General features: G+C 72.1%; 22 protein-coding genes. 11 read left to right on the top strand and 11 right to left on the bottom strand.

Annotated elements, in window-relative coordinates; genetic code table 11:
* Nucleotides 1-104: 104 nt before the first annotated feature.
* The gene (locus tag ACILR4_RS20350) at nt 105-3344 is read right to left on the bottom strand and encodes a PAS domain S-box protein (protein ID WP_395702699.1); all 3240 of its coding nucleotides are present in this window, start codon (nt 3342-3344) and stop codon (nt 105-107) included.
* A gap of 34 nt (nt 3345-3378) precedes the next feature.
* Nucleotides 3379-4224 carry an orotidine-5'-phosphate decarboxylase gene (gene pyrF / locus ACILR4_RS20345; RefSeq protein ID WP_395702698.1) on the bottom strand — a complete coding sequence of 282 codons (846 nt, stop codon included), beginning with the start codon at nt 4222-4224 and terminating at the stop codon, nt 3379-3381.
* 95 nt (nt 4225-4319) lie between these two features.
* Here pyrF and ACILR4_RS20340 point away from each other — a divergent pair, with 95 nt between their 5' ends.
* Nucleotides 4320-5243: a GNAT family N-acetyltransferase gene (locus ACILR4_RS20340; RefSeq protein WP_395702697.1), complete on the top strand. Its 924-nt coding sequence runs from the start codon at nt 4320-4322 to the stop codon at nt 5241-5243.
* A 153-nt stretch (nt 5244-5396) separates the two neighbouring features.
* Nucleotides 5397-6941: a methyl-accepting chemotaxis protein gene (locus ACILR4_RS20335; protein WP_395702696.1), complete on the top strand. Its 1545-nt coding sequence runs from the start codon at nt 5397-5399 to the stop codon at nt 6939-6941.
* A gap of 64 nt (nt 6942-7005) precedes the next feature.
* Here the strand turns inward: ACILR4_RS20335 and purB are convergent, their stop codons facing one another.
* Nucleotides 7006-8373, bottom strand: coding sequence for an adenylosuccinate lyase (gene purB / locus ACILR4_RS20330; protein WP_395702695.1), 1368 nt, complete (start codon nt 8371-8373; stop codon nt 7006-7008).
* Between the two features lie 185 nt (nt 8374-8558).
* On the opposite strand from purB, the gene ACILR4_RS20325 reads away from it, so the two are divergent.
* The gene (locus ACILR4_RS20325) at nt 8559-9146 is read left to right on the top strand and encodes a glycoside hydrolase family 73 protein (RefSeq protein ID WP_395702694.1); all 588 of its coding nucleotides are present in this window, start codon (nt 8559-8561) and stop codon (nt 9144-9146) included.
* Complete coding sequence (locus ACILR4_RS20320; RefSeq protein ID WP_395702693.1) at nt 9143-9493, top strand: hypothetical protein; 351 nt, start codon at nt 9143-9145, stop codon at nt 9491-9493. The genes ACILR4_RS20325 and ACILR4_RS20320 overlap by 4 nt, the downstream gene beginning before the upstream one ends.
* A gap of 14 nt (nt 9494-9507) precedes the next feature.
* Here the strand turns inward: ACILR4_RS20320 and ACILR4_RS20315 are convergent, their stop codons facing one another.
* The 7 genes from ACILR4_RS20315 to ACILR4_RS20285 form a co-directional block, all read right to left on the bottom strand.
* Nucleotides 9508-9933: a hotdog fold thioesterase gene (locus ACILR4_RS20315; protein WP_395702692.1), complete on the bottom strand. Its 426-nt coding sequence runs from the start codon at nt 9931-9933 to the stop codon at nt 9508-9510.
* A gap of 93 nt (nt 9934-10026) precedes the next feature.
* Nucleotides 10027-11556 carry a methyl-accepting chemotaxis protein gene (locus ACILR4_RS20310; protein WP_395702691.1) on the bottom strand — a complete coding sequence of 510 codons (1530 nt, stop codon included), beginning with the start codon at nt 11554-11556 and terminating at the stop codon, nt 10027-10029.
* A 114-nt stretch (nt 11557-11670) separates the two neighbouring features.
* Nucleotides 11671-12717 carry an ABC transporter ATP-binding protein gene (locus ACILR4_RS20305; RefSeq protein WP_395702690.1) on the bottom strand — a complete coding sequence of 349 codons (1047 nt, stop codon included), beginning with the start codon at nt 12715-12717 and terminating at the stop codon, nt 11671-11673.
* Nucleotides 12718-12747: 30 nt separating this feature from the next.
* Nucleotides 12748-14928, bottom strand: a complete 2181-nt coding sequence (locus ACILR4_RS20300) for an ABC transporter permease (protein ID WP_395702713.1) — start codon at nt 14926-14928, stop codon at nt 12748-12750.
* Nucleotides 14929-14963: 35 nt separating this feature from the next.
* Nucleotides 14964-15971 carry an ABC transporter substrate-binding protein gene (locus tag ACILR4_RS20295; protein ID WP_395702712.1) on the bottom strand — a complete coding sequence of 336 codons (1008 nt, stop codon included), beginning with the start codon at nt 15969-15971 and terminating at the stop codon, nt 14964-14966.
* Nucleotides 15972-16088: 117 nt separating this feature from the next.
* Entirely contained in the window at nt 16089-17444 is a 1356-nt protein-coding gene (locus ACILR4_RS20290; protein ID WP_395702689.1) for a sensor histidine kinase, read from the bottom strand.
* The gene (locus tag ACILR4_RS20285; RefSeq protein ID WP_395702688.1) at nt 17441-18130 is read right to left on the bottom strand and encodes a response regulator transcription factor; all 690 of its coding nucleotides are present in this window, start codon (nt 18128-18130) and stop codon (nt 17441-17443) included. Before ACILR4_RS20285 ends, ACILR4_RS20290 begins: the two co-directional genes overlap by 4 nt.
* A gap of 187 nt (nt 18131-18317) precedes the next feature.
* Between ACILR4_RS20285 and ACILR4_RS20280 the strand changes: the two genes are divergently transcribed.
* The 5 genes from ACILR4_RS20280 to ACILR4_RS20260 all read left to right on the top strand — a co-directional run bounded on the left by ACILR4_RS20280 (nt 18318) and on the right by ACILR4_RS20260 (nt 21097).
* Nucleotides 18318-18707 carry a phosphomannose isomerase type II C-terminal cupin domain gene (locus ACILR4_RS20280; RefSeq protein WP_395702687.1) on the top strand — a complete coding sequence of 130 codons (390 nt, stop codon included), beginning with the start codon at nt 18318-18320 and terminating at the stop codon, nt 18705-18707.
* On the top strand, nt 18704-19693 hold the full coding sequence (gene phnD / locus ACILR4_RS20275) for a phosphate/phosphite/phosphonate ABC transporter substrate-binding protein (RefSeq protein WP_395702686.1): 990 nt from the start codon (nt 18704-18706) through the stop codon (nt 19691-19693). The genes ACILR4_RS20280 and phnD overlap by 4 nt, the downstream gene beginning before the upstream one ends.
* A 101-nt stretch (nt 19694-19794) precedes the next feature.
* Nucleotides 19795-20469, top strand: a complete 675-nt coding sequence (locus ACILR4_RS20270; protein ID WP_395702685.1) for a MurR/RpiR family transcriptional regulator — start codon at nt 19795-19797, stop codon at nt 20467-20469.
* Nucleotides 20445-20600, top strand: a complete 156-nt coding sequence (locus tag ACILR4_RS20265; RefSeq protein WP_395702684.1) for a hypothetical protein — start codon at nt 20445-20447, stop codon at nt 20598-20600. Before ACILR4_RS20270 ends, ACILR4_RS20265 begins: the two co-directional genes overlap by 25 nt.
* An 86-nt stretch (nt 20601-20686) precedes the next feature.
* Nucleotides 20687-21097, top strand: coding sequence for a hypothetical protein (locus tag ACILR4_RS20260; RefSeq protein WP_395702683.1), 411 nt, complete (start codon nt 20687-20689; stop codon nt 21095-21097).
* On the opposite strand, the gene ACILR4_RS20255 is transcribed toward ACILR4_RS20260, so the two are convergent.
* Entirely contained in the window at nt 21085-22266 is a 1182-nt protein-coding gene (locus tag ACILR4_RS20255; RefSeq protein ID WP_395702682.1) for a porin, read from the bottom strand. The genes ACILR4_RS20260 and ACILR4_RS20255 overlap by 13 nt on opposite strands.
* A 153-nt stretch (nt 22267-22419) precedes the next feature.
* Between ACILR4_RS20255 and ACILR4_RS20250 the strand changes: the two genes are divergently transcribed.
* Together ACILR4_RS20250 and ACILR4_RS20245 are read left to right on the top strand one after the other, a co-directional pair.
* Complete coding sequence (locus tag ACILR4_RS20250; RefSeq protein WP_395702681.1) at nt 22420-22887, top strand: hypothetical protein; 468 nt, start codon at nt 22420-22422, stop codon at nt 22885-22887.
* Between the two features lie 29 nt (nt 22888-22916).
* Nucleotides 22917-23773: DUF2145 domain-containing protein (locus ACILR4_RS20245; protein WP_395702680.1), on the top strand; the 857-nt coding region annotated here is incomplete at its 3' end.

Here is a 23773-nt window from a genome sequence, read left to right as displayed (position 1 = left end):
GCCCCCCGGCGGCGGGCTTGACGGCGCGCAAGGCCGCACCGTGAGAAATGCGCGGCCGCGGCGCCCTTGTTCGGCCGATGCGGCCCTGGTCGGCCGATGCGGCACTAGTCGCCGAGGGCCGCCTCGCCGGCCGAGAGCACGCGCTGCAGCGTCATGCGCATGCGGTTGGCGTCGATCGGCTTGGTCAGGAAATCGTTCATGCCGATTTCGGCGGCGCGCTCGCGCTCGGAGGTCAGCGCCGCGGCGGTGAGGGCGATGATCGGCAGCTCCAGCAGCGAGTAGTGCTGGCGCAGCAGCCGGGTGGCTTCGTAGCCGCTCATGCCGGGCATCTGCACGTCCATCAGCACCACGTCGAAGGGCCGGCCGGCCTCGGCCGCGGCGGCCACCGCGTCCAGCGCCTGCGGCCCGTCGCCGGCCTGCGCGACCACCGCGCCCCATTGCTCGAGCAGCGCCACGCCGATCATCATGTTGACGGCGTTGTCCTCCACCAGCAGCACATGCGCGCCGCGCAGCGGGTCGCTGTCGAGCGCGCCATGGCCGGACACCGCCCCGATGTCCTGCTCCGGCGGCAGTGGCAGCTCGGCATGGAAGCAGCTGCCCACGCCCGGCTGGCTGCTGACGCCGACCTCGCCGCCCATCAGCGTGGCCAGCTCGCGGCAGATCGACAGGCCCAGGCCGGTGCCGCCGAAGCGCCGGGTGATCGATTCGTCGGCCTGCGTGAAGGGCTTGAACAGCCGTGCCTGCGTCGCCTCGTCGATGCCCAGGCCGGTGTCGTGCACCTCGAAGCGCACGCGCGTGTCGGCCGCTGGCTTGACCAGCAGCGTGAGCCCGCCGCGCGGCGTGAACTTCAGCGCGTTGTGCAGGAAGTTGGCGAGGATCTGGCGCACCCGCAGCGCGTCGCCGCGCACCGCCTGCGGCACCCGCGGGTCGATGCTGACGACGAACTGCAGCCCGTGGCTGTCGGCCAGCGCGCTGTAGGCCTGCTGCAGCGAGTGCAGCAGCGCCAGCAGGTCGAAGGGCGCGGCCTCGACCTCCAGCTTGCCGGCCTCGATCTTCGACAGGTCGAGGATGTCCGAGATGATGGCCGACAGCGTCTCGGCGCCGGCGCCGATCTGCTCGAGGTAATGGTCCAGCCGCGCCGGATCGACGTTAGGCTGGCGCGCCAGCCGGGCCAGGCCGACCAGGCCGTTCAGCGGCGTGCGGATCTCGTGGCTGGTGTTGGCCAGGAAGGTGCTCTTGGCGCGGTTGGCGGCCTCGGCGTCGTCGCGGGCGCGGGCCAGTGCCGCCTCGGCCTGGCGCTGCGCGGTGACGTCTTCGGCGATCCAGATCGTGCCGCTCTCGTTCGGGTGCTCGGGGTCGATCGCCTTGGCCCGCATGCGCACGACGAAGGTGCTGCCGTCGCGCCGTGCAGCCAGGCGCTCGAACTCCACCTGCTCGCCGCGGCGCAGCGGCTTGCCGACCTCGGCCCCCAGGCTGTCGTAGTCGGCATCGCTGGGCCACACCACGCGGCCCGGCTGGCCGACGATGGCGCCGGGCGGCCAGCCGTACATCTGCTCGAAATGCGGGTTCACCATCACGAAGCGGCGCTCGCGGGTGAAGGCGATGCCGATCGAGGCGTTGTCGAGGATGGCCTCGCGCTCCATGCGCTGGCGCGAGGTCTCGGTGACGTCGCGTGCGTTGATCACGACGAAGTCGCGCCCGTCGCGCTGGAAGCGGGTGGCCGACACCAGCAGGTGCACGGCGGCGCCGTCGCGGCGCCGGAACTCGACGTCCGCGTCCTCCACGAAGCCCTTCTCCAGCACCTGCTGCATCACGCGGCGGCGCGCCGTCTCGTCGGGCCAGACGCCCATCTCCACCGCGGTGCGCCCTTCCACCTCGGCGGCCGGGTAGCCGATCACGCGGGTGAAGCTCGGGTTCACCATCTCGTAGCGCCCGGTCTGCAGGTCGGTCAGCGTGATGATGTCGGGGCTCATCGACACCACCTGCGACAGCAGGGCCTGCGAGCGGCGCAGCGCCTGCTCGGCCGCCTGCTGCGCGGTGAGGTCGACGAAGATCGACAGCGTCGCGGCCTCGCCGTCGGTGTCGGCTCGCACGGCGGTCTCGCTCACCCGCCGCTGCTGTGCGGCGCGGGTCAGCATCAGGGCCTCCACCGCCGGCAGCGCGTCGCCCGGGGCGAGCTGCGGGATCTGTTCCGAGCGCTGACGTGCGAAGTGAGCGGCCTCCGGCGAGGGGTACAGGCCGGCCAGGTCGGCGCCGATCATCTGCGCCACGGTCTCGAAGCCGAACAGCGTGGCCGCGGCCGGGTTGGCGTCCAGCACCACGCCCAGCCGGTGCAGCACCAGCGGCGTGGGCGCACGGCGGAACAGCTCCTCGTAGCGCTGCTCGGTGGCGATCAGCACCTCGCGCGCCTTGTGCTCGGCGGTGATGTCGCGCGCCACGCCCCAGTAGCCGATGAAGCGGCCCTCGCCGTCGTGCTGCGGCTCGCCGCTGGCCAGGAAGTGCTGCAGCGGCGCGCCGGGCGCGGCCCAGGCCAGCGCCACGTCGCGGAAGGCGCTGCGCGATTCCATGTCGGCGCGCAGCGTGTCCATCGCGTCGTCGTCGAAGCGCAGCTCGGCCAGCTCCCAGGGCGGGCGCCGCGGCAGCAGCGGCTGCGGCACGAACTGGCCGCGCTCGTCGCGCAGCGAGGCGTGGCACAGGCGCAGCTGCTCGTCGGTTTCCCAGTAGGCCGCCGCGGCGATGCCCAGCAGGCCGCGGAAGCGCTGTTCGCGCTCGGCTGATTCGCGCACATGCTCGGCCACCAGCCGCGACACCAGCCGGCCGGTAGCCGCGCCGATCAGCACCGCCACCAGCTGCGCGATGGTGCGCGCCGGCAGCGGCACCGGGCTGGCGGCGCGGGCCAGCGGCGCCAGGCCGGTCAGCTCGGAGGCGGCCAGCACCAGCACCACCGCCGCGGCCGCCGCCGCGACCATCCAGCCGTGGCGCTGTTCGCCGACGATGCAGCTGACGCAGGTCAGCAGCGAGAAGAACACCAGCCCCGGCGCCTGCAGGCCCAGCCCGTTGCCGATGGCGCGCGAGCCCACCATCGCCAGCCCGCCCAGTGCCACCACCAGCAGCGCGCGCTGCGCCTGGCGCAGCCGCAGCCGGATGGCCGCGGCGCTGCCCAGCGCCAGCACCGCATAGCCGACGATCAGACCGTGGTTGATCGGGTTGGCGCGCGTGCCGGGATCGATCAGCAGGTTGGCGATGGCCGCCAGCGCGGCCGCCGCGCAGCCGATGAAGAAGGTGCGCAGCACCGCCAGGCGCAGCGCTTCCTGGCTGGCGGTCTGCGGCAACAGGCTGGACACGGGGCTCGGTTCCGGGTGTCGGGCCGGCGCAGGATCAGGCCGCGGGCTTGGCCTCGGCCAGGGCCTGGCGCGTGGCCATGGCCGCCGCCCGCGCGGCCTGCGCGAAGTCGTCGCCGGCCGAGGCGTAGAGCACCGCCCGCGAGGAATTGACGATCACCGGCGCCAGCGTGCGGCCCTGCGCGTCGCCGCGCCAGCCGGCGCGCACCGTGGCGGCCGCATCGCCGCCCTGCGCGCCGACGCCGGGAATCAGCAGCGGCAGCGTGGGCGCGAGTTCGCGCACGCGCTCGATCTCGGCCGGGAAGGTGGCGCCCACCACCAGCCCGAGCTGGCCGCTGCGGTTCCAGTCGCCGGCGGCCAGCCGCGCGATGTGTTCGTACAGCCGGTCGCCGCTGGCCAGGCGCTGCGCCTGCAGGTCGCTGCCGCCGGCGTTGGAGGTGCGGCACAGCAGGATCAGGCCCTTGCCCTCGTAGCGCAGGTAGGGCTCGATCGAATCGAAGCCCATGAAGGGCGAGAGCGTCAGCGCATCGGCCTGGTAGCGCTCGAAGGCCTCGCGCGCGTACTGCTCGGCGGTGGCGCCGATGTCGCCGCGCTTGGCGTCCAGGATCACCGGCACCTCCGGCGCGACCTGGCGGATGTGCGCCATCAGCCGCTCCAGCTGGTCTTCGGCGCGCTGCGCGGCGAAGTAGGCGATCTGCGGCTTGAAGGCCAGCACCAGGTCCTTCGTGGCATCGACGATCGCGGCGCAGAAGTCGAAGATGCGGCTGGCGTCGCCGCGCCAGGCGCCGGGAAAGCGCGCCGGCTCGGGATCGAGCCCGACGCAGAGCAGGGAATCGTTGCGGCGTTCGGCGGCGGCGAGGCGGGCGGTGAAGGTGGACGGCATGGGCGGCGGGCGGTGGCGGTCGGCCGATTCTCCCGCGTCCCCGGCGCGACCGGTGCGCCGGCCCACAATCGGGTCCTTCCGACGGCCGCCCTGCCATGCAGATACTGCACACCGAACGCCTGCGCCTGCGCTGGTTCCGTGAGTCCGATGCCGGCTTCGTGCGCCGGCTGCTGAACGAGCCCTCGTGGATCGCCAACATCGGCGACCGCCAGATCCACAGCGACGACGACGCGCTGGACTACATCCGCGGCCGCCTGCTGGCCAACTACTGGCGCCAGGGCTTCGGCTTCTGGGCCGTGGAGCGCCACGAGGACGGCGCGCTGATCGGCATGTGCGGGCTGACGCAGCGCGACAGCCTGCCCGACCCCGATGTCGGCTACGCGCTGCTGCCGGCCTACTGGGGCCGCGGCTATGCGCGCGAGGGCGCCGCGGCCTGCCTGGCCTACGCGCGCGAGGTGCTGGGCCTGCGCACGCTGCGGGCCATCACCGCGCCGCACAACCTGGCGTCGCAGCGCGTGCTGCTGGACATCGGGCTGGTGCCGGCCGATCCGCCCCGCGTGCGCGGCGAAGAGGGCGAGAGCTGTGCGTTCGTCTGGCACGCCACCACGGCCGAGCCCGATGACGCCGGCCAGATCGACGCGCTGATCGGCCGCTTCTTCGCGGCCTTCGGCAACCGCGGCGGCGCGCTGCCGACGCTGGCCGCGCTGCCGCACGCCTGCCTGCCCGAGGCGCGCATCCAGCGCTGCGACGCGGCGGGCGCGCTGACGCTGGACCTGCACGGCTTCATCACGCCGCGGGCCGAGCTGCTGGCCAGCGGCCGCCTGTGCGAGTTCGAGGAACACGAGACCGCCGCGCGCACCGACCTCGCCGAGGGCCTGGCGCAGCGCTGGTCGCAGTACCGCAAGCGCGGCGTGCTCGATGGCGTGCCGTTCGAGGCCGAGGGCCGCAAGGCCTTCCAGCTGGTGCGCACGGCGCGCGGCTGGAAGATCGCCGCACTGGCCTGGCAGGACCTGGCTTGACCTGCATCAAGGCCGATCCAGTACTCCCTACAGCCGCGGTGCAATAGCCCGTACAAGGGTGCGGAACAGGCGCTTTTCTGCTGCTCACATCGGTCGATCGCGGCGCTGCCCGCAGGTGAAACTTGGCGGCCAATTTCCCTCCCGGAGCAGTCCATGCGCAACAACCAGCCGGTTTCGCAGCGCGAGTACGCGGTCAGCGACAACGCGACGCTGATGTCGACCACCGACATCCACAGCCGCATCCAGTACGCCAACGCTGCGTTCATCGAGGTCAGCGGCTTCACGCGGGAAGAGATCGAGGGCCAGCCCCACAACCTGGTGCGCCATCCCGACATGCCGCGCGAAGCCTTCGCCGACATGTGGGCCACGCTCAAGGGCGGCGAGCCCTGGACCGCGCTGGTGAAGAACCGGCGCAAGGACGGCGACCACTACTGGGTGCGCGCCAACGCCACGCCGGTGGTGCGCCAGGGCCAGACCGTGGGCTTCATGTCGGTGCGCACCAAGCCCGGCCGCGACGAGGTGCAGGCCGCGGAGGCGCTGTACCAGGCCTTCCGCGAAGGCCGTGCCGGTGCGCAGGCCTTCCACAAGGGCCTGATCGTGCGCACCGGCGTGCTGGCCTGCCTGAACTGGCGCAAGACGATGCCGGTGCGCTGGCGCATCCGCAGCGCGCTGCTCGCGCTGGTGCCCGCGGCGGTGGCCGGCGCGGCCGCCTGCGGCGTGGGCGGCGCCGCGCTGGCCGGCTTCGGCGCGCTGATGGCGGGCCTGGGCGCGGCGGCCAGCGGGTGGCTGGAGTCGCAGATCGCGCGGCCGCTGGCCGAGGTGCGCGCCCATGCGCTGAACGTCGCCTCCGGCGCCACGCACGAGGCCCTGCAGATGGACCGTGTCGACGAGATCGGCATGACGCTGCGCACCATCAACCAGCTCGGCCTGATGTTCCGCTGGCTGATCGACGACGTCAGCCAGCAGGTGCTGAACGTGCAGACCGCCAGCAGCGAGATCGCGCAGGGCAACAACGACCTCAGCTCGCGCACCGAGCAGGCCGCCGCCAGCCTGCAGCAGACGGCCGCGTCGATGGCGCAGATGGCCGCCACCGTGAAGAGCAATGCCGACACCGCCGCGCAGGCCAACCAGCTGGCCGGCGGCACCTGCGAGGCGGCCGGGGTCGGCGGCCGCGCGGTGGACAACGTGGTCAGCACGATGGCCGAGATCACCGACAGCTCGCGCAGGATCGCCGACATCATCGGCGTGATCGACGGCATCGCGTTCCAGACCAACATCCTGGCGCTCAACGCCGCGGTCGAGGCCGCGCGCGCCGGCGAGCAGGGCCGCGGCTTCGCGGTGGTGGCCGGCGAGGTGCGCAGCCTGGCGCAGCGCTCGGCCGAGGCCGCCAAGGAGATCAAGACGCTGATCCATGCCAGCGTCGAGAAGGTGGAAGCCGGCTCGCGCCTGGTCGACGATGCCGGCCGCACGATGGGCGCGGTGGTCTCGCAGGTGCAGCAGGTGTCGCAGCTGATCGCCGAGATCAGCCTGGCCACGCAGCAGCAGAGCGAGGGCATCGGCCAGGTCGAGCAGGCAGTGGGTCACCTCGACCAGGTGACGCAGCAGAACGCCGCGCTGGTGGAGCAGAGCAGCGCCGCCTCGCAAAGCCTGCAGCAGCAGGCCTCGCGGCTGGTCGAAGCCGTCGGCGTGTTCCGCTGAGGCTGCGGGCCCGCCGGCCGGTCGATCGGGCCGGTCGATCGGGCCGGGCGATCAGGCCGGGCGATCAGGCCCTGCGCGCCAGCGCCGCCGCGAGACCGGTGTAGCTGGCCGGCGTCATCGCCAGCAGCCGCGTCTTTTCGGCGTCAGGCAGCGCCAGCGCGGCGATGAAGCCCTGCATGAGCTCGCGCGTCATCGGCTGGCCGCGGGTGAACTTCTTCAGCTGCTCGTAGGGCTCGGGCAGGCCGAAGCGCCGCATCACGGTCTGGATCGCCTCGGCCATCACTTCCCAGGCCTCGTCCAGGTCGGCCGCCAGCGCCTGGCGGTTGATCTCCAGCTTGTCCAGGCCGCGCGCCAGCGAGTCGAGCCCCAGCACCGCGTAGCCGATGGCCACGCCCATGTTGCGCAGCACCGTGCTGTCGGTCAGGTCGCGCTGCCAGCGGCTGACCGGCAGCTTCTGGCTCAGGTGGGCGAGCAGCGCATTGGCCAGGCCGAAGTTGCCTTCGGCGTTCTCGAAGTCGATCGGGTTCACCTTGTGCGGCATGGTCGAGGAGCCGACCTCGCCTTCCTTCAGCCGCTGCTTGAAGTAGCCCAGCGAGATGTAGCCCCAGACATCGCGCGACCAGTCGATCAGGATGGTGTTGCAGCGGGTGACCGCGTCGAACAGCTCGGCCATGTAGTCGTGCGGCTCGATCTGGATCGTGAACGGGTTGAATGCCAGGCCCAGGCGCTGCTCCACCACCTTGCGGCTGAAGGCCTCCCAGTCGAACGCGGGGTAGGCCGCGAGGTGCGCGTTGTAGTTGCCCACCGCACCGTTCATCTTCGCCAGCAGCGCGACGCCGGCGATGGTGTCGCGCGCCTTGACCAGCCGCGCGACGACGTTGGCCACTTCCTTGCCCACCGTGGTGGGGCTGGCGGTCTGGCCGTGCGTGCGGCTGAGCATCGGCACCTCGGCCAGCGCGTGCGCCATCGTGCGCAGCCGCTCGATCACGCCGTCGACGGCCGGCAGCAGCACCTGCTCGCGCGCGCTCTTGAGCATCAGCGCATGGCTGGTGTTGTTGATGTCCTCGCTGGTGCAGGCGAAGTGCACGAACTCGGCCGCGGCCTCGAGGTCGGCATGGCCCTTGAACTTGGACTTCAGCCAGTACTCGACCGCCTTGACGTCGTGGTTGGTGGTCTTCTCGATGTCCTTGATGGCGCGCGCATCGGTCTCGTTGAAGCGCAGCACCAGCGAGCGCAGGAAGCCGCGCGAAGCCTCGGCCAGCGGCTTCAGTTCGCTGAAGCCGGCATCGGTGAGCGCGATGAACCACTCGACCTCGACCTGCACGCGGCGGTGCATCAAGCCAAGTTCGGACAGCAGCGGCCGCAGCGCCGCCATGCGGCCGGCATAGCGGCCGTCCAGCGGCGACAGGGCGGAGAGGGGCGAGAGTGTCATGGCAGGCGGGTGCCGGCGGCGCGAAGCGCGCACCGCGGCGGCAGGCAACAGGCGGGGAAGGGCGTGATTTTAGGGCGGCGGGCCGCACCCCTCATTCGGAGACCCGCCGCGGAGTCCAAGGAGCGTCCGGCTCTCGACAATACGAGCCCGCGAAACCTAGGCAACAATCAGAGCAGCCACGCGTCATGTCTGATCACAAGTCGCCCGCACACGCGCAGTCCCACTCGCGCGCTCACGCCCATGGACGCGCGCACGCCCATGCGCAACGCCCGAAGTCGCAGCCTGCACACGTCATCAGTTTCGTCAGCGCCCATGCGGCCGATGCGCGAAACATCTCCGCCCGCACCGGCGTTCCGACCGAGGTCATCCTTGCCCAATCGGCGCTGGAGAGCAATTGGGGCCGGAAAGTGATCGGCAACGCCTACTTCGGCATCAAGGGCAAGTCTGCGAGCGGCAAATCGACGCGCTTTGCCACTCATGAAGAGACCCGGTCGGGTCAACGCGTGAGCGAAGTCGATGAATTTCGGGCCTTCGCCAACTATGCGGAAGCTGCCGAGGACTATGCGTCCCTGATCATGCGCCGCTACTCCGGCGCGATGGCCTACAAGTCCGACCCGATGAAATTTGCCGAGGCGGTGGCCCGACTTCGCTACGCCACCGATTCCGCCCACGGCGCCAAGCTGAAGTCCATCCTCCGCCTGCACGTGATGCCGCTGATGGTGCCAACGGCGGCTCCGGCCGCGCAGCCCGAAGCGGAGCATGCGACACCATGAAGCTGCTTCGCCGATGGCCGGTGCTTTTGCTGCTGGCTTCTGCCCTCGCCTGCGCCGCCGCACCGGTCAAGACCGGCCATGAAGCCATGCGCTTGGCGGCAGCCGCCATCGACAAGTACGAGCTGACCAGCTTGCGCGACGAGTGCGGCTTGCTGAGCGCGCGGGAGACGGCGTCGTACTTCGACGTTGACTTTCGCGAGCGCCATACGCCCAGCTGCGGCGGTGACCCGGAAACCAAGCCGCGGCTCTTCACGGTGCGGGTCAGGAAGCGCGACGGCCGGCTGACCAGCGACGTCTATGACGGCGTGGACTTCCGCCCGCTGAACCACAAGCTGCCTCGGCGCTGAAGAGCGCGCCCGGCTCAGCGCGGCGACAGCACCGCCATCGTCAGCCGCGAGACGCAGGTCGGCTGGCCGGCGTCGTTGACCAGGTCGATCTGCCACACCTGCGTGCTGCGGCCGACGTGGATGGCGCGCGCCGTGCCGGTGACCCAGCCGCTGGTGGCACTGCGCAAGTGGTTGGCATTGATGTCCAGCCCGACCACGGTGTGGCCCTCGGCCGCGGCCCAGGCGGCGCCGCAGGAGCCCAACGTCTCGGCCAGCACCACCGAGATGCCGCCGTGCAGGATGCCGGCCGGCTGCTTGGTGCGTGCGTCCACCGGCGCGCGCGCCACCAGGTAGTCGTCGCCGACCTCGAGGAACTCGATGCCCAGGTGCTCGACCGTGGTGCCCACGTGCAGGCGGGTGAGGATGTCGACGGACAGCGGGCGTTTCCAGAGCAGCGGCATGGGGCAGGGGCGGCGGGTGGGGGATGGCGCCGATTCTGGCCGAGCGCTGCCGGCCGCCGCGGCGCAGGGCCATCGCGCCGCGCAGTCCGGTACTCAGGCCGGCTGCGGCAGCTTGAACACGCCCACCAGCGCCTCGAGCCGGCTGGCCTGCTCGCGCAGGCCGGCGGCCGCGGCGGCCGATTGCTCCACCAGTGCGGCGTTCTGCTGCGTCAGCCGGTCGAGCTGGCGCACCGCGGCGTTCACGCGCTGCATCTCGTGGCTCTGCTCCGAGACCGAGCTGGCCAGCCCCTGCATCACGCCGGACACAGATTGCGCGGCCTGCACCACGCGGCCCATCGTCGCGCCGGCGGCCTGGGCCTGCGTCGCGCCCTGCTGCACCTGGCTGTTGGCCTGCTGCACCAGCGCCTTGATCTGCGCGGCCGATTCGGCCACGCGCATCGACAGCCCGCGCACTTCCTGCGCCACCACCGCGAAGCCGCGGCCCTGGTCGCCGGCGCGCGCGGCCTCGACACCGGCATTGAGCGCCAGGATGTTGGTGCGCCGCGCGATGCCGTCGACCACCTCGACGATCTCGGCGATGCGGCGCGAGGAGCCCTGGATCTCGGCCATCAGCGCGATCACCGCATCGACGCTCTGCCCGCCCTGGTGCGTGGCCTGCGCGGCCTGCACCGCCAGTTCGCCGGCCGAGCGGGCGCTGTGCGCGCTGTCCACCAGCTGCGCATTCAGGTTGTCCATGCCGCTGGCCGCGGCCTCCAGGCCCGACGCGGTGGTCTCGGTGCGGCTGGACAGGTCGAGGTTGCCGGCGGCGATCTCGCCCGACGCGGTGGCGACGAAGCCGGCCGTCTCGCGGATGCCGCGCACGATGTCGCGCAGGCCCTGCTGCATCTCGGCCAGCGCGCGCATCAGCTCGGCGGTCTCGTCGCGGCCGTTGTCGGCGATGTCGACCGAGAGCTCGCCGCGGGCGATGCGTGCGGCCACCTCGCGCGAGCGCATCAGCGGCAGCAGGATCGAGCGCATCGTGGCCCACAGCAGCGGCAGCAGCAGCAACAGGGCCAGCGGCGCCAGCAGCGCCAGCGCACGGCGGCTGGCGGTGTTGCGGGCGGCGATGGCCTCGGTCAGTGCGGCGCCGCTGGCATCGAGCCGCTGGCCGGCCTGGGCCAGCAGCTGTTCGGCCTGCTGCACCTTGGCATGCGCGCCTTCGAGCGCACGCTTGCCTTCGGCCACCGAGCGCAGCTGGCCCTGGGCCACCGCATCGAACACCGGCTGCACCTGCAGGCGCCAGGCCGTCAGCAGCGCCAGCGCGGGGCCGATGGCCTGCGGCTCCTGCGCCGCCAGTTCGGGCGGCAGCAGCGCCAGCGGCTCGCGGGCGCGGGCCAGCAGCAACAGGCCGCGCTCGGCATGGCGCTTCGCGTCGTCGGGCATCGCGTAGTTGATGACGACGTCGGTCTCGTCGAAGGCCAGCAGCTGGCCCAGCGCCTCGCGCGAGCGGTTCACCGCCACCACCAGCGGCAGGTGCTGCTGCGCGAAGCCGCTGAAGTCTTCCTGCGCGCGCGCCATCGCGCGCCAGCCCATGCCGCCCAGCAGCAGCAGCGTGGCGGCACTCAGCACGATGGCGAGGTTCATCCGCATCCTGATCGACATCCTGCGCAACAGATCCATGGCCACCTCTCGATGAAGTCCGGCGCGACTCGATGGCCGCGTCTTTTAACTGTCAGCTCCCCGACGTCCCGATGCCGCTCAACCCGCGGCGACCACGGACACGCCGTGCCCGGCCAGCGTCAGGCTCACCGGCGCGCCGGGCGCCAGCGGCGTGCGCACGTCCGGCGAGACGACGAAGATCTCGCCCAGCGTGGTCGCGAAGGTGTATTCCATGACGCTGCCGAGGTACGTGCGCTTCAGCAGGCGCGCGGCCAGCCCTTCGCGCGTGGCCGGGCCGATGTCCCAGGCCTCGGGCCGCACGGCCACCTTCACCTTGCCGGCGCGCACCGCGCGCGTGGCCTGCACCGCCAGCGGCCCCAGGCGCGTGGCGCCCTGCTCGTCGCACTCACCGTCGAACAGCATCGCCTCGCCCATGAAGCCGGCGACGAACTCGCTGGCCGGCGCCTCGTACAGCTCGTGCGGCGTGCCCTGCTGCGCGATGACGCCGCGGTCCATCACGATGATGTGGTCGCTGACCGCCAGCGCCTCGCTCTGGTCGTGCGTGACGTAGGCCACCGTCAGCGACAGCCGCTGCTGCAGCGTGCGGATCTCCTCGCGCATCGATCGCCGCAGCCGCGCGTCCAGGTTCGACAGCGGCTCGTCGAACAGCAGCACCGCCGGCTCCAGCGCCAGCGCGCGCGCCAGTGCCACGCGCTGCTGCTGCCCGCCCGAGAGCTCGCTGGGCATGCGCTGGTCCAGGCCGTTCAGGCCCACGGTGTCCAGCATCGCGTGGGCCTTGGCGCGCGCGGCCTCGGGCGGCTGGCCCGACATGCGCAGCCCGTAGCAGACGTTGTCCAGCACGTTCATGTGCGGGAACAGCGCGTAGCTCTGGAACACCAGGCTCACGTTGCGCTGCGCCGGCCCCAGCGTGGTGACGTCCTGGCCGTCGATCAGGATCTGGCCGCTGCTCGGGCTTTCCAGCCCGGCGATCATGCGCAGCGTGGTGGTCTTGCCGCAGCCCGAGGGGCCGAGGATGGTGGTCAGCGTGCCGCGCGGCACGCCGAAGCTGATGTGGTCCACCACCAGCGGCGTGCTGGCGGGGCTGCCGTAGCGCTTGCTGACCTGCCTGAATTCGATGCCGTACATCGCGGATGCGTCCTTGTCGGGTGAAGGTGTTCAGTGTCGCGCGGCGACCTGGCGGCGGCCGATCTGGCGGTCGCCGACGATCCACTGGATTGCCGCGGTGGCCAGCGCCATCAGCACGATCAGCGCGGTGCTGTAGGCCAGCGCCACGCCGTAGTCGCCCTGGCCGACGCGGCCGATGATGAAGGTGGTGGCCAGCTCGGTCTCGGCCGTCACCAGGAAGATCACCGCGGAGACGGTGGTCATGCTGCGCACGAAGCCGTACACCAGCGAGGCGGTGACCGCCGGCTTCAGCAGCGGCAGCACCACATGCCACAGCGTGCGCGCGGTGCTGGCGCGCAGCATCAGCGAAGCCTCGTCGAGCGACTTGTCCAGCTGCTTGAAGGCCGCCGCCCCGGCGCGCACGCCCACCGGCAGGTTGCGGAACAGGAAGCACAGCACGATGATCAGCCCGGTGCCCGTCAGCTCGAAGGGCGGCACGTTGAAGGCCAGGATGTAGCTCACGCCCAGCACCGTGCCGGGGATCGCGAAGGCCATCAGCGCGCCGAATTCGAACAGCCCCTGGCCGCGGAACTGCGTGCGCGCCAGCAGCCAGGCGATCAGCAGCCCAACGGCTGAAGTGAGCGGCGCCGCCAGCGCCGCCAGCTTCACCGTGTTCCACAGTGAGGCCCAGCCCGCACCGGTGAAGCTGAAGCCTTCGGGCCCGAAGCTGATGCCGAAGGCGGTGTGGAAGTGCGCCAGCGTCGGCGTGTAGTCGCGGCCCCAGGTCTGCACGAAGCCGCCGCTGAACGCGAAGGCATACACCACCGCGGTGAAGGCCAGCCAGGGCAGCGCCACCGCGATGGCGGCGCGGCGCAGGCCCGCGGGCAGGCGCATCGGCACGCCGGCGTCGCCCTTGCCCGACACCGTGGTGTAGCTGCGCTTGCCGACCACGCCGCGCTGCAGCGCGAACACCGCCAGCGCGAACAGGGTCAGCAGCCAGGCCAGCGTGGCGGCGCGACCCTGGTCGAACTGCGCGCCGACGATCGCGAAGAAGATCTCGGTGGACAGCACCGAGAACTGGCCGCCCACGACGATGGGGTTGCCGAAGTCGGCGATGCTCTCGATGAAGCCGACCAGGAAGGCATTCGCCAGGCCCGGCAGGATCAGCGGGAAGGTGATGTGCCAGAAGGTGCGGTTGGCGCTGGCGCGCAGCGTCTGCGAGGCTTCCTCGAGCGAGGGGCTGACGCCCTGCACCACGCCGCGCATGATCATGAAGGCGATCGGCGTGAACGCGAACAGCTGCGCCAGCCAGACGCCGAAGGCGCCGTAGAACCAGCGCCCGGGCGGGATGCCGAGCCAGGCCTCCAGCGCCTGGTTCACCAGCCCGGCGCGGCCGAACAGCAGGATCAGGCCCAGGCCGACCACGAAGGGCGGCGTGATGATCGGCAGCGGCGCCAGCACGCGCAGCACGCCGCGCAGCCGCGAATCGCTGCGGTCCTCGATCAGCGCCAGCAGCGTGCCCAGCACGGTGGTGCCGGCGCCGGTCAGCAGCGCCAGCGCCAGCGTGTTCCAGGCCACGCCGCAGCGCGTGCCGCCGGCCAGGCAGGACAGGCTCCAGATGCGCTCGTTGCCCAGGCGCGCGAAGGCCGCGCCGAAGTCGAGGCGGCCGGCATCGTCGAGGAAGGCGCCGCCCAGTGCGGTGAACACCGGGTAGGCCACGAACAGCAGCAGCAGCGCGCCGCTGAGCGTCACCGCCGCGGCGACGAACAGGTCGCCGCGGAAGGCGCCGGTGCGGGCGATGCCGAAGGCGCCCAGCATCAGCAGCGCGGCCAGCACCGCGGTGGCGCCCAGGCCGAAGCCGGGCTGGCCCTGCGCCAGGCCCAGCGCGGCCGGCAGCGCGCCGCCGGCGCCGGCGATCGTGAAGCCCTGGGTCAGCACCAGCAGCGCGCCACCGAAGCCCGCGGCCATCAGGCCCCAGCCCTGGCTTCGCGAGGGCTGGCGCGTGGCGCACAGCAGCGCGCCGGCCAGCGCGAGGGCCGCGCCGCCCAGCCACGGCCGGTGGTGCAGCAGGGTCTGCCACAGGCCGGAGGCGCTGTCGTGCCCGCCCACCAGCTCGGCCAGGCCGCGCAGCCCGGCCAAGCCGTCGGGCAGGGTGTGCCAGGGCAGCAGCGCGAAGGCCAGCAGGCCCAGCAGCGAGCACAGGCGGATCGCGGCGTTCGAATGCATGGTCATGGCGCGCATCGGGTGCAGGGTTGTCATGCGGGCCCTCAATGCGGCAGCGAGTTGACCTCGCGCTCCCAGCGTTCGATCAGGCGCTTGCGTTCGGCCGACTTGCCGTACTTCGCGTAGTCGTAGCTGATGAACTTGATCTTGCGGAAGTCGGGGATGTGGCTGTCCAGCGGCGTGGCCTTGTTCGAGGGCAGCTGGAACTGCTTGGCCACGGCGCCGAACTGCTGCGCCTGCGGCGTCAGCGCCCATTCGTAGAACTTCTTGGCGGCCTCGGTGTTGCGCGCGCCCTTGACCAGCGACATCGAGCCGATCTCGGCGCCGGTGCCTTCGCAGGGCGTGGCGGTGGCCAGCGGAAAGCCCTGCATCTGCTCGCCCGGCGCGTCGTGCACGAAGCTGATCGACACGGCCGTCTCGCCGCGCGCCGCGGCCTTGATCGGGCCGGTGCCCGAGCGCGTGTACTGGCTGACGTTGCGGTGCAGCGCCTTCAGGTAGTCGAAGGCCTTGTCCTCGCCCATCAGCTGCACCAGCGTGGCCACCATCGTGTACGCGGTGCCCGAGCTGTTCGGGTTGGCCACCTGCACCTCGCCCTTGTAGGCCGGCTCGGTCAGGTCCTTCCAGCACTTGGGTGCAGCCAGCTTGCGCTTGGCCAGCAGCTCGGTGTTGAAGGCGAAGCCCAGCGGGCCGGAATACACGCCCACCGTGCGCCAGCCCGATTGCTGTGCTTGCTGCTGGGCCCAGGGCTGCAGCTGCGGCAGGCTGGGCGACTTGTACTCGACGGTCAGATCGAGCTCGGCGGCCTGCAGGTGCGGGTCGCCGGTGCCGCCGAACCAGACATCGGTCTTCGGGTTGGCGCGTTCGGCGATCAGCTGCGCCAGCGCCTCGCCGCTGCCGCGCTTGGACATGTTGACCTTGATGCCGCTGCTCTTGGCAAAGGTGGTGGCGATCAGGCTGCACCATTCGTCCTGCACCGAGCAGATCAGGTTCAGGGTGCCACCGTCCTGCGCGGTGGCGCTGCTCGTGGCTGCGGCCAGCAACAGGCTCAGCATCAGGGGTCTTGTCGTCGTCATGAGGTTCTCCTTCGGGCAAAGCGCCGCCTGGGGCCGGCCGGTCATGGACCGTGGCCATCGTTTTTGAAAGTTAGTGAAGATGCGCCGGCCGCGGCTTCAGGGGCCTTGGCCCCAGGCCACCACCGCATCGACGCCGATCACCTCGCCATGGGCCGTGCGGTTGTAGAGCTCGGCGCTGGCGCCCATCGATTCGGCGATCTGCCGGCAGATCGACAGGCCCAGGCCCACGCCGCCTTGGCTGGCGGCGAAGGGGTGGAACAGGCGCGGGCGCAGCGCGTCGGCTATGCCGGGGCCTTCGTCCCAGACGATCAGCTCCAGCTGCTGCGCGCCCTCGCGCAGCACGATGCCGACGCGGCCGCCCGGCGGCGCATGGTGGATGGCGTTGGCCAGCAGGTTGCGCACCAGCTCGCCCAGCATCGTCGGGTCGGCCGGCGCCCACAGCGGGGCTTCGTCGAGTGCGAAGTCGATGCGCTTGGCGGCGATCAGCGGCGAGAGTTCCAGCACCGCCTCCAGCGCCACTGCGCGCACGTCGATGGTCTTCAACTCGCCGCGGCGCTTCAGCTGCTCCAGCTTGGTCAGGCTCAGCAGCTGGTTCACCAGCCCGGTGGCGCGGTCCACCGTGTGCAGCATCTGCGGCAGCACCTCGGCGGGCGGCGTGTCGCCGGCGATCGCCGACTGCAGCTGCGTGCGCAGCACCGCCATCGGCGTGCGCAGCTGGTGCGAGGCATCGGCCAGGAAGCGGCGCTGCTCGTCGACCCAGTGGTGTTGCTGGGCGTAGAACTGCTGCACGCGCTCGACCACCGGCTGCAGCTCGCGCGGGCCATCGTAACGCGCCAGATGCTCGGCCGGGGCGTCCAGCGCCTGCTGCACGCGGCCCAGCCAGCGCATGGCCAGTACGACACCGCTGGTGATGAGGAGGGCCAGCGCGGCGGCCGCGGCATACAGCGGCGCCAGCCCGCTGGCCCACAGCGCGGCGGGACCGGGCAGGCGTTCGACCCAGGGCGCGGCGGTCTGCAGCAGCACCGGTTGCGCGCCGCTGTCGCCCGGGCGCAGCCGCACCGCCGCGGCCACGCGCATCAGCCGGCCCTGGCGTTCGCCGATGTAGAACTCGGCCGCGCCGCCCGGCACCAGCGCGCTGCGCCAGGGGCAGGGCACCAGCGTGGCATCGCCGACCAGCCAGTCACCGCTCATCGCGCTGATCCGGTAGCTGGGCACGCCGGGCTCCGGCGGTGCGGTGGGCAGCGGCGTGCCAGCCTGCTGCACCTGCGCGGCCAGCGTGCCCAGCGCGGCCGCCAGCTGCTGGTCCTGCGCCTGCGCCAGCGCACGCTGCTGCCAGCCGGCCAGCAGCGCGGTGGCCAGCAGCAGCACCAGCGCCAGGCCGCCCAGCAGCCACAGCAGCAGGAAGCGGCGCAGCGATCCTGCGAAGAGCCAGCTGCGCAGCCATCGCCTCACCGCGCGCCCCGCTGCGTGGCCGCGCTGCTGGCGTCGTCGCACAGCAGGTAGCCCACGCCGCGCAGCGTCAGGATCTCGACCTTGGTGCCCACCAGCTTCTTGCGCAGCCGGTGCACCAGCACCTCCACCGCATCGGCCTGCACCGGCTCGCCGCCGAACACCGTGGCCAGCAGCGATTCCTTGGTGACGCCGCGGTCGACCGAGGACATCAACGCCTTCAGCAGCTCGCGCTCGCGCGGCGACAGCTCCAGCGGGCTGGCATGGCAGTAGAACAGGCCGCTGCGCGCTTCATAGTGCAGCAGGCCGCAGCGCAGGTCGCCGTCGCGGCCGATGCGGCGCGTCATCGCCTGCAGCCGCGCCACCAGCTCTTCCAGGTCGAAGGGCTTGGCCAGGTAGTCGTCGGCCCCGGCCTGCAGCCCGGCCACGCGCTCGCTCACCGCACCGCGCGCGGTGAGCACCAGCACCGGCGTGCGGTTGCCGTCGTCGCGCAGGCGGCGCAGCACTTCCAGGCCGTCCAGCTGCGGCAGCGTCAGGTCGAGCACGGCCACGTCGAAACTGCGCTTGCGCAGCAGCATCAGCGCCTCGCGGCCGTCGGCGCAGCACAGCACCTCGTAGCCACGTTGCACCAGGCTGCGGCTGAGCACGCCGGACAGATCGAAATCGTCCTCGACCATCAGCAGTTTCATGGCGTCATCGTGGCATGCGGCGGCGCCCGTGGCCACGGGACAAGCACCACGGCGCGATGAAAGCTGGCCGAAAGGCCGCCGGCTTTCAGTTCGCCTTCGCTGGGCCTGCGTGCCGATACCAGCTTGCGAAACGGCGTGTATCGACGATACCTTGGACCACCGGTGTGGACCGGACAAGGAGTCGTTGATGAAGCTGCAGGACCTGCCCCGCGCCGAGGCGCGCCCCTGGGGCCACTTCGAGGTGCTGGCCACGATGCCGGCGGTGAAGATCAAGTGCATCGTCGTGCAGGCCGGGCTGCGCCTGTCGCTGCAGCGCCACCGGCTGCGCCACGAGCACTGGTACGTGGTCGAAGGCCTCGGCGCGGCCGAGGTCGATGCGACGCGGGTGGCGCTGGGCCCCGGCCAGGCCATCGACATCCCGGCCGGGGTCTGGCACCGCCTCAGCAACACCGGCGACCGGCCGCTGGTGCTGATCGAGATCCAGACCGGCAGCGGGCTGTGCGAGTCGGACATCGAGCGCGCCGAGGACGACTTCGGCCGCCACCAGCTGCCGCCGCCGCGGGAGCGCGCGGCATGAAGCGGCGCGCGTGGCTGGCCGCGCTGCCGGGCCTGGCCGGTGCGGCGCTGCCGGCATGGGCCGGCGAGCCGGCGCTGGTGTTCGGCCTGATCACCCCGCGCGACGTGGAGCGCACGCTGGCCAGCTGGCGGCCCTTCCTGCAGCGGCTGGGCACGCAGCTCGGTCGCCCGATCGACCCCTGGGCGGCTGAGGCGCCCGAGCGGCTGGTGGAGGCCTTCCGCGCCGGCCGCATCGACCTGGCCTGGGTCGGCAATGCGCAGGCGCTGGACATCGTCGAAAGCGGGGCCGGCGAGGTATTCGCGCAGATGGTCACCGCGGACGGGCGCATCGGCTATGAATCAATCCTCGTCACGCACCGCGACAGCCCGCTGCAGCGGCTGGACGACGTGCTGCGGCCCGGCCGCACGCTGGTGTTCGGCGACGGCGAGCTGCGCAGCACCTCGGGCCACCTGGTGCCGCTGTACTACGCCTTCGTCAAGCACGGCATCAACGAGCCGCAGGCGCTGTTCCGCGCAGTGCGGCGGGGCAGCCACCGCCAGAACCTGCTGCGCGCGGCGCAGCGCGAGCTCGACGTGGCCACGGCCAACAACGAGGAGCTGTCGCTGTTCGCGGCCGAGCAGCCGGCGTTGGCCGCGCAGCTGCGGGTGATCTGGCGTTCGCCGCCGATCCCGCAGTCGCCGCTGGTGTGGAAGCTGGCGCTGCCGCTGCCCTGGCGCAAGCGCATCCACGACGCCATCGTCGGCTTCGGCCAGCATGACGCGGGCGAGCGCGCCCTCCTGCGCGGCGTCAACGGCCTGTCGGGCTTTCGCAGCTCGCGCAACCACCAGCTGGTGACGGTGGCCGATGTCGAGATGTTCGCGGCCTGGCAGCAGGTGAACAACGATGCCGCGCTGTCGGCCGACGACAAGCGCGCGCGCATCGCGGCGATCAGCGCGCGGGCCTCGCGGCTCGAACTGCGGCTGAAACGGGAAACCGCCGGACTCTGAATCCAGGCTTCCTAGAATGGGCGGGTGAAACCCCCGAGCTCACTGCATTCGCTGCCCCCCAAGGGGGCACTCAGTGCCTTCGGAACGGCCGGGCGGCACTGATGCTGAACCGGACCCAGACCCTGCTGGACGCGCTGTCGCCGGCCGAACGCCGTGTCGGTGCGTGGTTGCTCGCGCATCCGCAGGCGGCGCTGGCGCAGGACACCCGCACGCTGGCGGCGCAGATCGGCGTCAGCCAGCCGACGCTGGTGCGCTTCGCGCGGTCGCTGGGCTGCGCCGGCTTCGACGACTTCCGGCTGCAATGGGCGCGCGAGAGCGGCGCTGCGCCCGGCCCGGCGCCGGTGACGCTGGCCACGCTGGCCACCAGCCCCAGCCTCGACGCGCTGTGCCGCGGCGTGTTCGATTTCAGCCTGCAGGCGCTGGCGCAGGTGCGTGACCGCATCGACCGGCGGGCGCTGGCGCAGGCGGTGCAGCGGCTGGACGAGGCGCGCCGCATCGTGCTGCACGGCCAGGGCAACGCCGCGCCGGTGGCGGCCGAGGCGCAGCGCCGGCTGCAGCGCGTGCCGCTGCCGGCACTGGCCTGCGCCGAAGCCGAGGCGCTGGCGGCGATGGCGCAGGCGCTGTCGCGCGAGGACCTGCTGGTGCTGGTGTCGCATGCCGGCCGCGCACCGGGGCGGCGCCGGCCGTGCTGGCCCTCACCACCAGCGGCACGCCGCTGGCGGCCGCGGCCACGCTGGCGCTGTGTGCCGACGTGCCCGACAGCGGCGACGCGCTGACCCCGGCCACCGCGCAGCTGGCGCAGCTGGTGCTGGTGGACGTGCTGGTGCTGGGCGTGGCGCAGGCGCGCGCGGCGCGGGCGGTGCCGGCAGCGCGGCGCGCGCCGCGCAAGCCGGCACGCCGCGGCTGAGGGCCGCGCGCTTTCGATTCGCTGTCGCCGCCGGCGCGCGCTTCCTCGCTGGGCGGCCGCAGGCCGCGCGGGCAGCATGCCCGACCATGGACGTGGTGCTGTTCGCGCGTTCGGCAGCCTGGCAAGGACGCGTCGATCACTGGTTAGGAACCGCGGCAAGTGTCCGGCGCCTGCATCCCTCGCTGCTGGTGGCGGGCGACGCGCCGCCGGCCTTGCCGGGCACGCAGCTGCTGCTGGCGCTGTCGGCCATCGACACGGCGATGCTGCGCGCGCTGCAGCGCCTGTGGGCCGCCGAAGAGGGCCCGCGCTGCACGCTGCTGAGCCTGCGCGGCAGTGCCGTCGAAGACCGGCTGCGCCAGCTGGCCGGCGTGCCGGCCACGCTGCGCGCGGGGCTGTGCGGCCGGCCGCTGCAGGGCCTGTCGATCAGCGCGCTGCTGGCGCTGGAGCGCCAGGCCGCGGCATCTGCGCAGCGGCCCGCTGCCGATCAGAAGCTGTAGCGCAGGCCGATGCCCGCGGCGCTGAGCTTCGCGCCGGTGCCGGGGCCGATGCCGCCGCTGTCGAAGTCGTACTTCGCGCGGGACTGGTTGCGCAGCTGGGTGACGAAGGCCTCGAGCAGCATGTCCGGGTGGAACTGGTAGTTGTAGGCCAGCACCCATTGCTGCATGCCGGTGCTGCTGCCGTTGCAGGCGGCGGCACTGGCCAGCTCGCAGCGCAGGTCGCCGGCGTGTCCATAACCCCCATAGAACGCGTGGGCGCCGAACGCCTGTTTCGCGCCGATCACCCAGCCGCTCTTGCGCAGGCTGCGCTTGGCACTGCCGGTGGCGCTGGCGTCGCGCAGGTCCATGCGGTCGTAGCCCAGCGCCAGCGTGGTGCCGCTGCCGAGCTGGTAGCGCAGGCCCACCCGGGTGTCGCGGTCTTCGGTGTCGCTGGTCGTGCTGTTGTTCAGCGTGCCCTTGTCGTTGCGCAGTTCGTGCGACAGGCGCAGGTCCAGCGGCCCCTTGACGTACTGCAGGCCCAGGCTCCAGCTGCTGTCGTTCAGGCGGGCGCCGCTGCTGACCTGGGCATTGCTCCTGCCTTCGTTGGCGCTGAAGTAGGCGCGCAGCGAGAGGCCACCGAAGGATGCCGATTCGAAGCCGATGGCGTTGTCGAAGCGCACGTTGAACTGCGGTGCCGCGCCTGTCTGTCCGCTGACGCCGGCCAGCGCCGCCTGGTCGTCCTGCGGTCCGGCGCCGGCGGGCGAGAAGTCCGGCGTGCCCGAATTCCAGCGCGCGGCCGCGGTCAGCCGGCCGAGCTTGACCGTGCCGAGGTCCTGGATGCGCAGGCCGACGAAGGCGTCCTTCGCGCTGGCCCACAGCCCGCCGTTGGTGCCGCCGCTGCCGTTCTCGACACTGACGCCGGTGACGTACTGGAACACGCCGGTCAGCTTGTCGCTCAAAGGCAGCGAGGCCTTGACGCCCAGGTCCGAGCTGACGTTGCTGACGCGCCAGCGTGCCGGCTTGTCCTGCGCCGGGTTGGCAGCGCCGGTGGCCTGCACGGTTTCGGCCTGCACGTTGGCGGTGCCGAACAGGCTGACCTTGGCGGTTTGCGGCGACGCCTGGGCGTGCGCGGTGGTGGCGGTGGCCAGCGCGCAGGCGGCGGCCACCAGGGAAGGCAGGAAGGGATGCATGGTCGTTCTCCTCGGGAAGGCCGCGCCAATGTATCAGTGATACAAAATGACATCGACGGGAGAATCGAGTGCAAAGCCCGACGGCGATCTGAAAGCCGGGCCGGCCGCGCTATCCTGCGCCACCGGCGCTCCGCCCGGCCCTCCTGCTCCGCCATGAACACCGTGCCCCATCGCCTCGTCCTGTCCTGCCTGCTGCTGGGCGCTGTCCACCTGGGCGCGCAGGCGGCCAGCGCTTCCGCCTCGTCCGCGTCCGAAGGCTCTTCGGCCTCGGTCGGCAGCGTGTCCACCTCGCTGCGCAAGTCGAGCGACGGCTCGTCCAAGGCCACCGGCTTCGCGCAGGGCGACTACCGCATCGTCGAGGTGGCCGCGGTCAGCGGGCAGCCGGACCAGCTGCGTCTGGCGCTGCAGGCGGTGGCCGACCCTGGCGAGAGCGGTCGTGTCTGGCTCGACCTGCCGCAGCAGACCGCTGCGCAGCACGCGCTGGCCGCCGGCCAGGTGGTCAGCGCGACGCTGCGGCCCTACGGCATGGCGTTCGCGAAGGCCGACACGCGCGAGACCTTCTTCCTCGTGCTCGAGGACGACTGGTACCGCGAGCTGCCGAGCCGGCCCGTGACGCTGTGAACCGGCGCGGCGCCGCCTGGCCCCGGTTGGTGGGCGCAGCGCTGCTGGGCGGCGCGCTGACGCTGTCGGCGCAGGCCGCCTCGCTGCGCTACTGCGATCGTCCGCAGCCGGCCACGGCCGCGCAGCAGGACCGGCTGCTGCGCCTGGCCGCCCGGGTCAAGGCCGAGCTCGAGGCCGCGGGCCAGCCGGCCGCGCTGCTGTCGCGCTCGGGGCTGGACCTGAGCCGCTTCGGCCAGCGCTATTCGCATGCCGGCGTCAGCCTGCGGCAGAGCCCGAACACGCCCTGGTCGGTGCGCCAGCTGTACTACGCCTGCGACGAAGGACGGCCGCGGCTGTACGACCAGGGCCTGGCCGGGTTCCTCAGCGGCGGCGACGATCCGGAGCTCGGCTTCGTCTCGATCGTGCTGCTGCCTCCAGAAGCCGCCGCGCCGCTCGAACGCAGCGCGCTCGACGGGGCCCAGGCGCTGGCGCTGCTGGGCGGCCGCTACAGCGCCAATGCCTACCCGTTCAGCACGCGCTACCAGAACTGCAACCAGTGGGTGATGGAACTGCTGGCCGCGGCCTGGCACGATGCCGCGGCGCCGGCCGCGCAGCCGCCGATCCTGCCCCGCGAGGCGGCCCAGCAATGGCTGCGCACGCAGGGCTTCACGCCCACGCGCTTCACGCTGGCCAACCGGCTGTGGCTGTGGGCGGCTGCGTTCGTGCCCTGGGTGCACGACGATGACCATCCGCCCGAGGCGGATTGGACGCTGCAATTCGACGTCAGCATGCCGCCGGCCATCGAGGCCTTCGTGCACGCGCACGTGCCCGGGGCGCAGCGGCTGGAGTTCTGCCACCGCGGCGCGCAGGGGGTGCTGCGCCGCGGCTGGGCGCCGCTGTCGGCCGA

Origin of the sequence: Aquabacterium sp., from assembly GCF_044226965.1 — a bacterium.
Lineage (GTDB): Bacteria > Pseudomonadota > Gammaproteobacteria > Burkholderiales > Burkholderiaceae_C > Pseudaquabacterium.
Note: the sequence above shows the minus strand (reverse complement) of the source record. Positions and strands in the feature narration are given on the sequence as shown.

Excerpts from the sequence above, each read along its gene's own strand:
- ACILR4_RS20340 (WP_395702697.1), top strand. The coding sequence starts at position 4,320 with ATGCAGATACTGCACACCGAACGCCTGCGCCTGCGCTGGTTCCGTGAG.
- ACILR4_RS20285 (WP_395702688.1), bottom strand. The coding sequence starts at position 18,130 with ATGAAACTGCTGATGGTCGAGGACGATTTCGATCTGTCCGGCGTGCTC.
- ACILR4_RS20260 (WP_395702683.1), top strand. The coding sequence starts at position 20,687 with ATGGACGTGGTGCTGTTCGCGCGTTCGGCAGCCTGGCAAGGACGCGTC.
- phnD (WP_395702686.1), top strand. The coding sequence starts at position 18,704 with ATGAAGCGGCGCGCGTGGCTGGCCGCGCTGCCGGGCCTGGCCGGTGCG.
- ACILR4_RS20315 (WP_395702692.1), bottom strand. The coding sequence starts at position 9,933 with ATGCCGCTGCTCTGGAAACGCCCGCTGTCCGTCGACATCCTCACCCGC.
- ACILR4_RS20255 (WP_395702682.1), bottom strand. The coding sequence starts at position 22,266 with ATGCATCCCTTCCTGCCTTCCCTGGTGGCCGCCGCCTGCGCGCTGGCC.
- purB (WP_395702695.1), bottom strand. The coding sequence starts at position 8,373 with ATGACACTCTCGCCCCTCTCCGCCCTGTCGCCGCTGGACGGCCGCTAT.
- ACILR4_RS20310 (WP_395702691.1), bottom strand. The coding sequence starts at position 11,556 with ATGAACCTCGCCATCGTGCTGAGTGCCGCCACGCTGCTGCTGCTGGGC.
- ACILR4_RS20305 (WP_395702690.1), bottom strand. The coding sequence starts at position 12,717 with ATGTACGGCATCGAATTCAGGCAGGTCAGCAAGCGCTACGGCAGCCCC.
- ACILR4_RS20320 (WP_395702693.1), top strand. The coding sequence starts at position 9,143 with ATGAAGCTGCTTCGCCGATGGCCGGTGCTTTTGCTGCTGGCTTCTGCC.
- ACILR4_RS20270 (WP_395702685.1), top strand. The coding sequence starts at position 19,795 with ATGCTGAACCGGACCCAGACCCTGCTGGACGCGCTGTCGCCGGCCGAA.
- ACILR4_RS20280 (WP_395702687.1), top strand. The coding sequence starts at position 18,318 with ATGAAGCTGCAGGACCTGCCCCGCGCCGAGGCGCGCCCCTGGGGCCAC.
- ACILR4_RS20295 (WP_395702712.1), bottom strand. The coding sequence starts at position 15,971 with ATGCTGAGCCTGTTGCTGGCCGCAGCCACGAGCAGCGCCACCGCGCAG.
- ACILR4_RS20325 (WP_395702694.1), top strand. The coding sequence starts at position 8,559 with ATGTCTGATCACAAGTCGCCCGCACACGCGCAGTCCCACTCGCGCGCT.
- ACILR4_RS20335 (WP_395702696.1), top strand. The coding sequence starts at position 5,397 with ATGCGCAACAACCAGCCGGTTTCGCAGCGCGAGTACGCGGTCAGCGAC.
- ACILR4_RS20300 (WP_395702713.1), bottom strand. The coding sequence starts at position 14,928 with ATGACCATGCATTCGAACGCCGCGATCCGCCTGTGCTCGCTGCTGGGC.
- ACILR4_RS20250 (WP_395702681.1), top strand. The coding sequence starts at position 22,420 with ATGAACACCGTGCCCCATCGCCTCGTCCTGTCCTGCCTGCTGCTGGGC.
- pyrF (WP_395702698.1), bottom strand. The coding sequence starts at position 4,224 with ATGCCGTCCACCTTCACCGCCCGCCTCGCCGCCGCCGAACGCCGCAAC.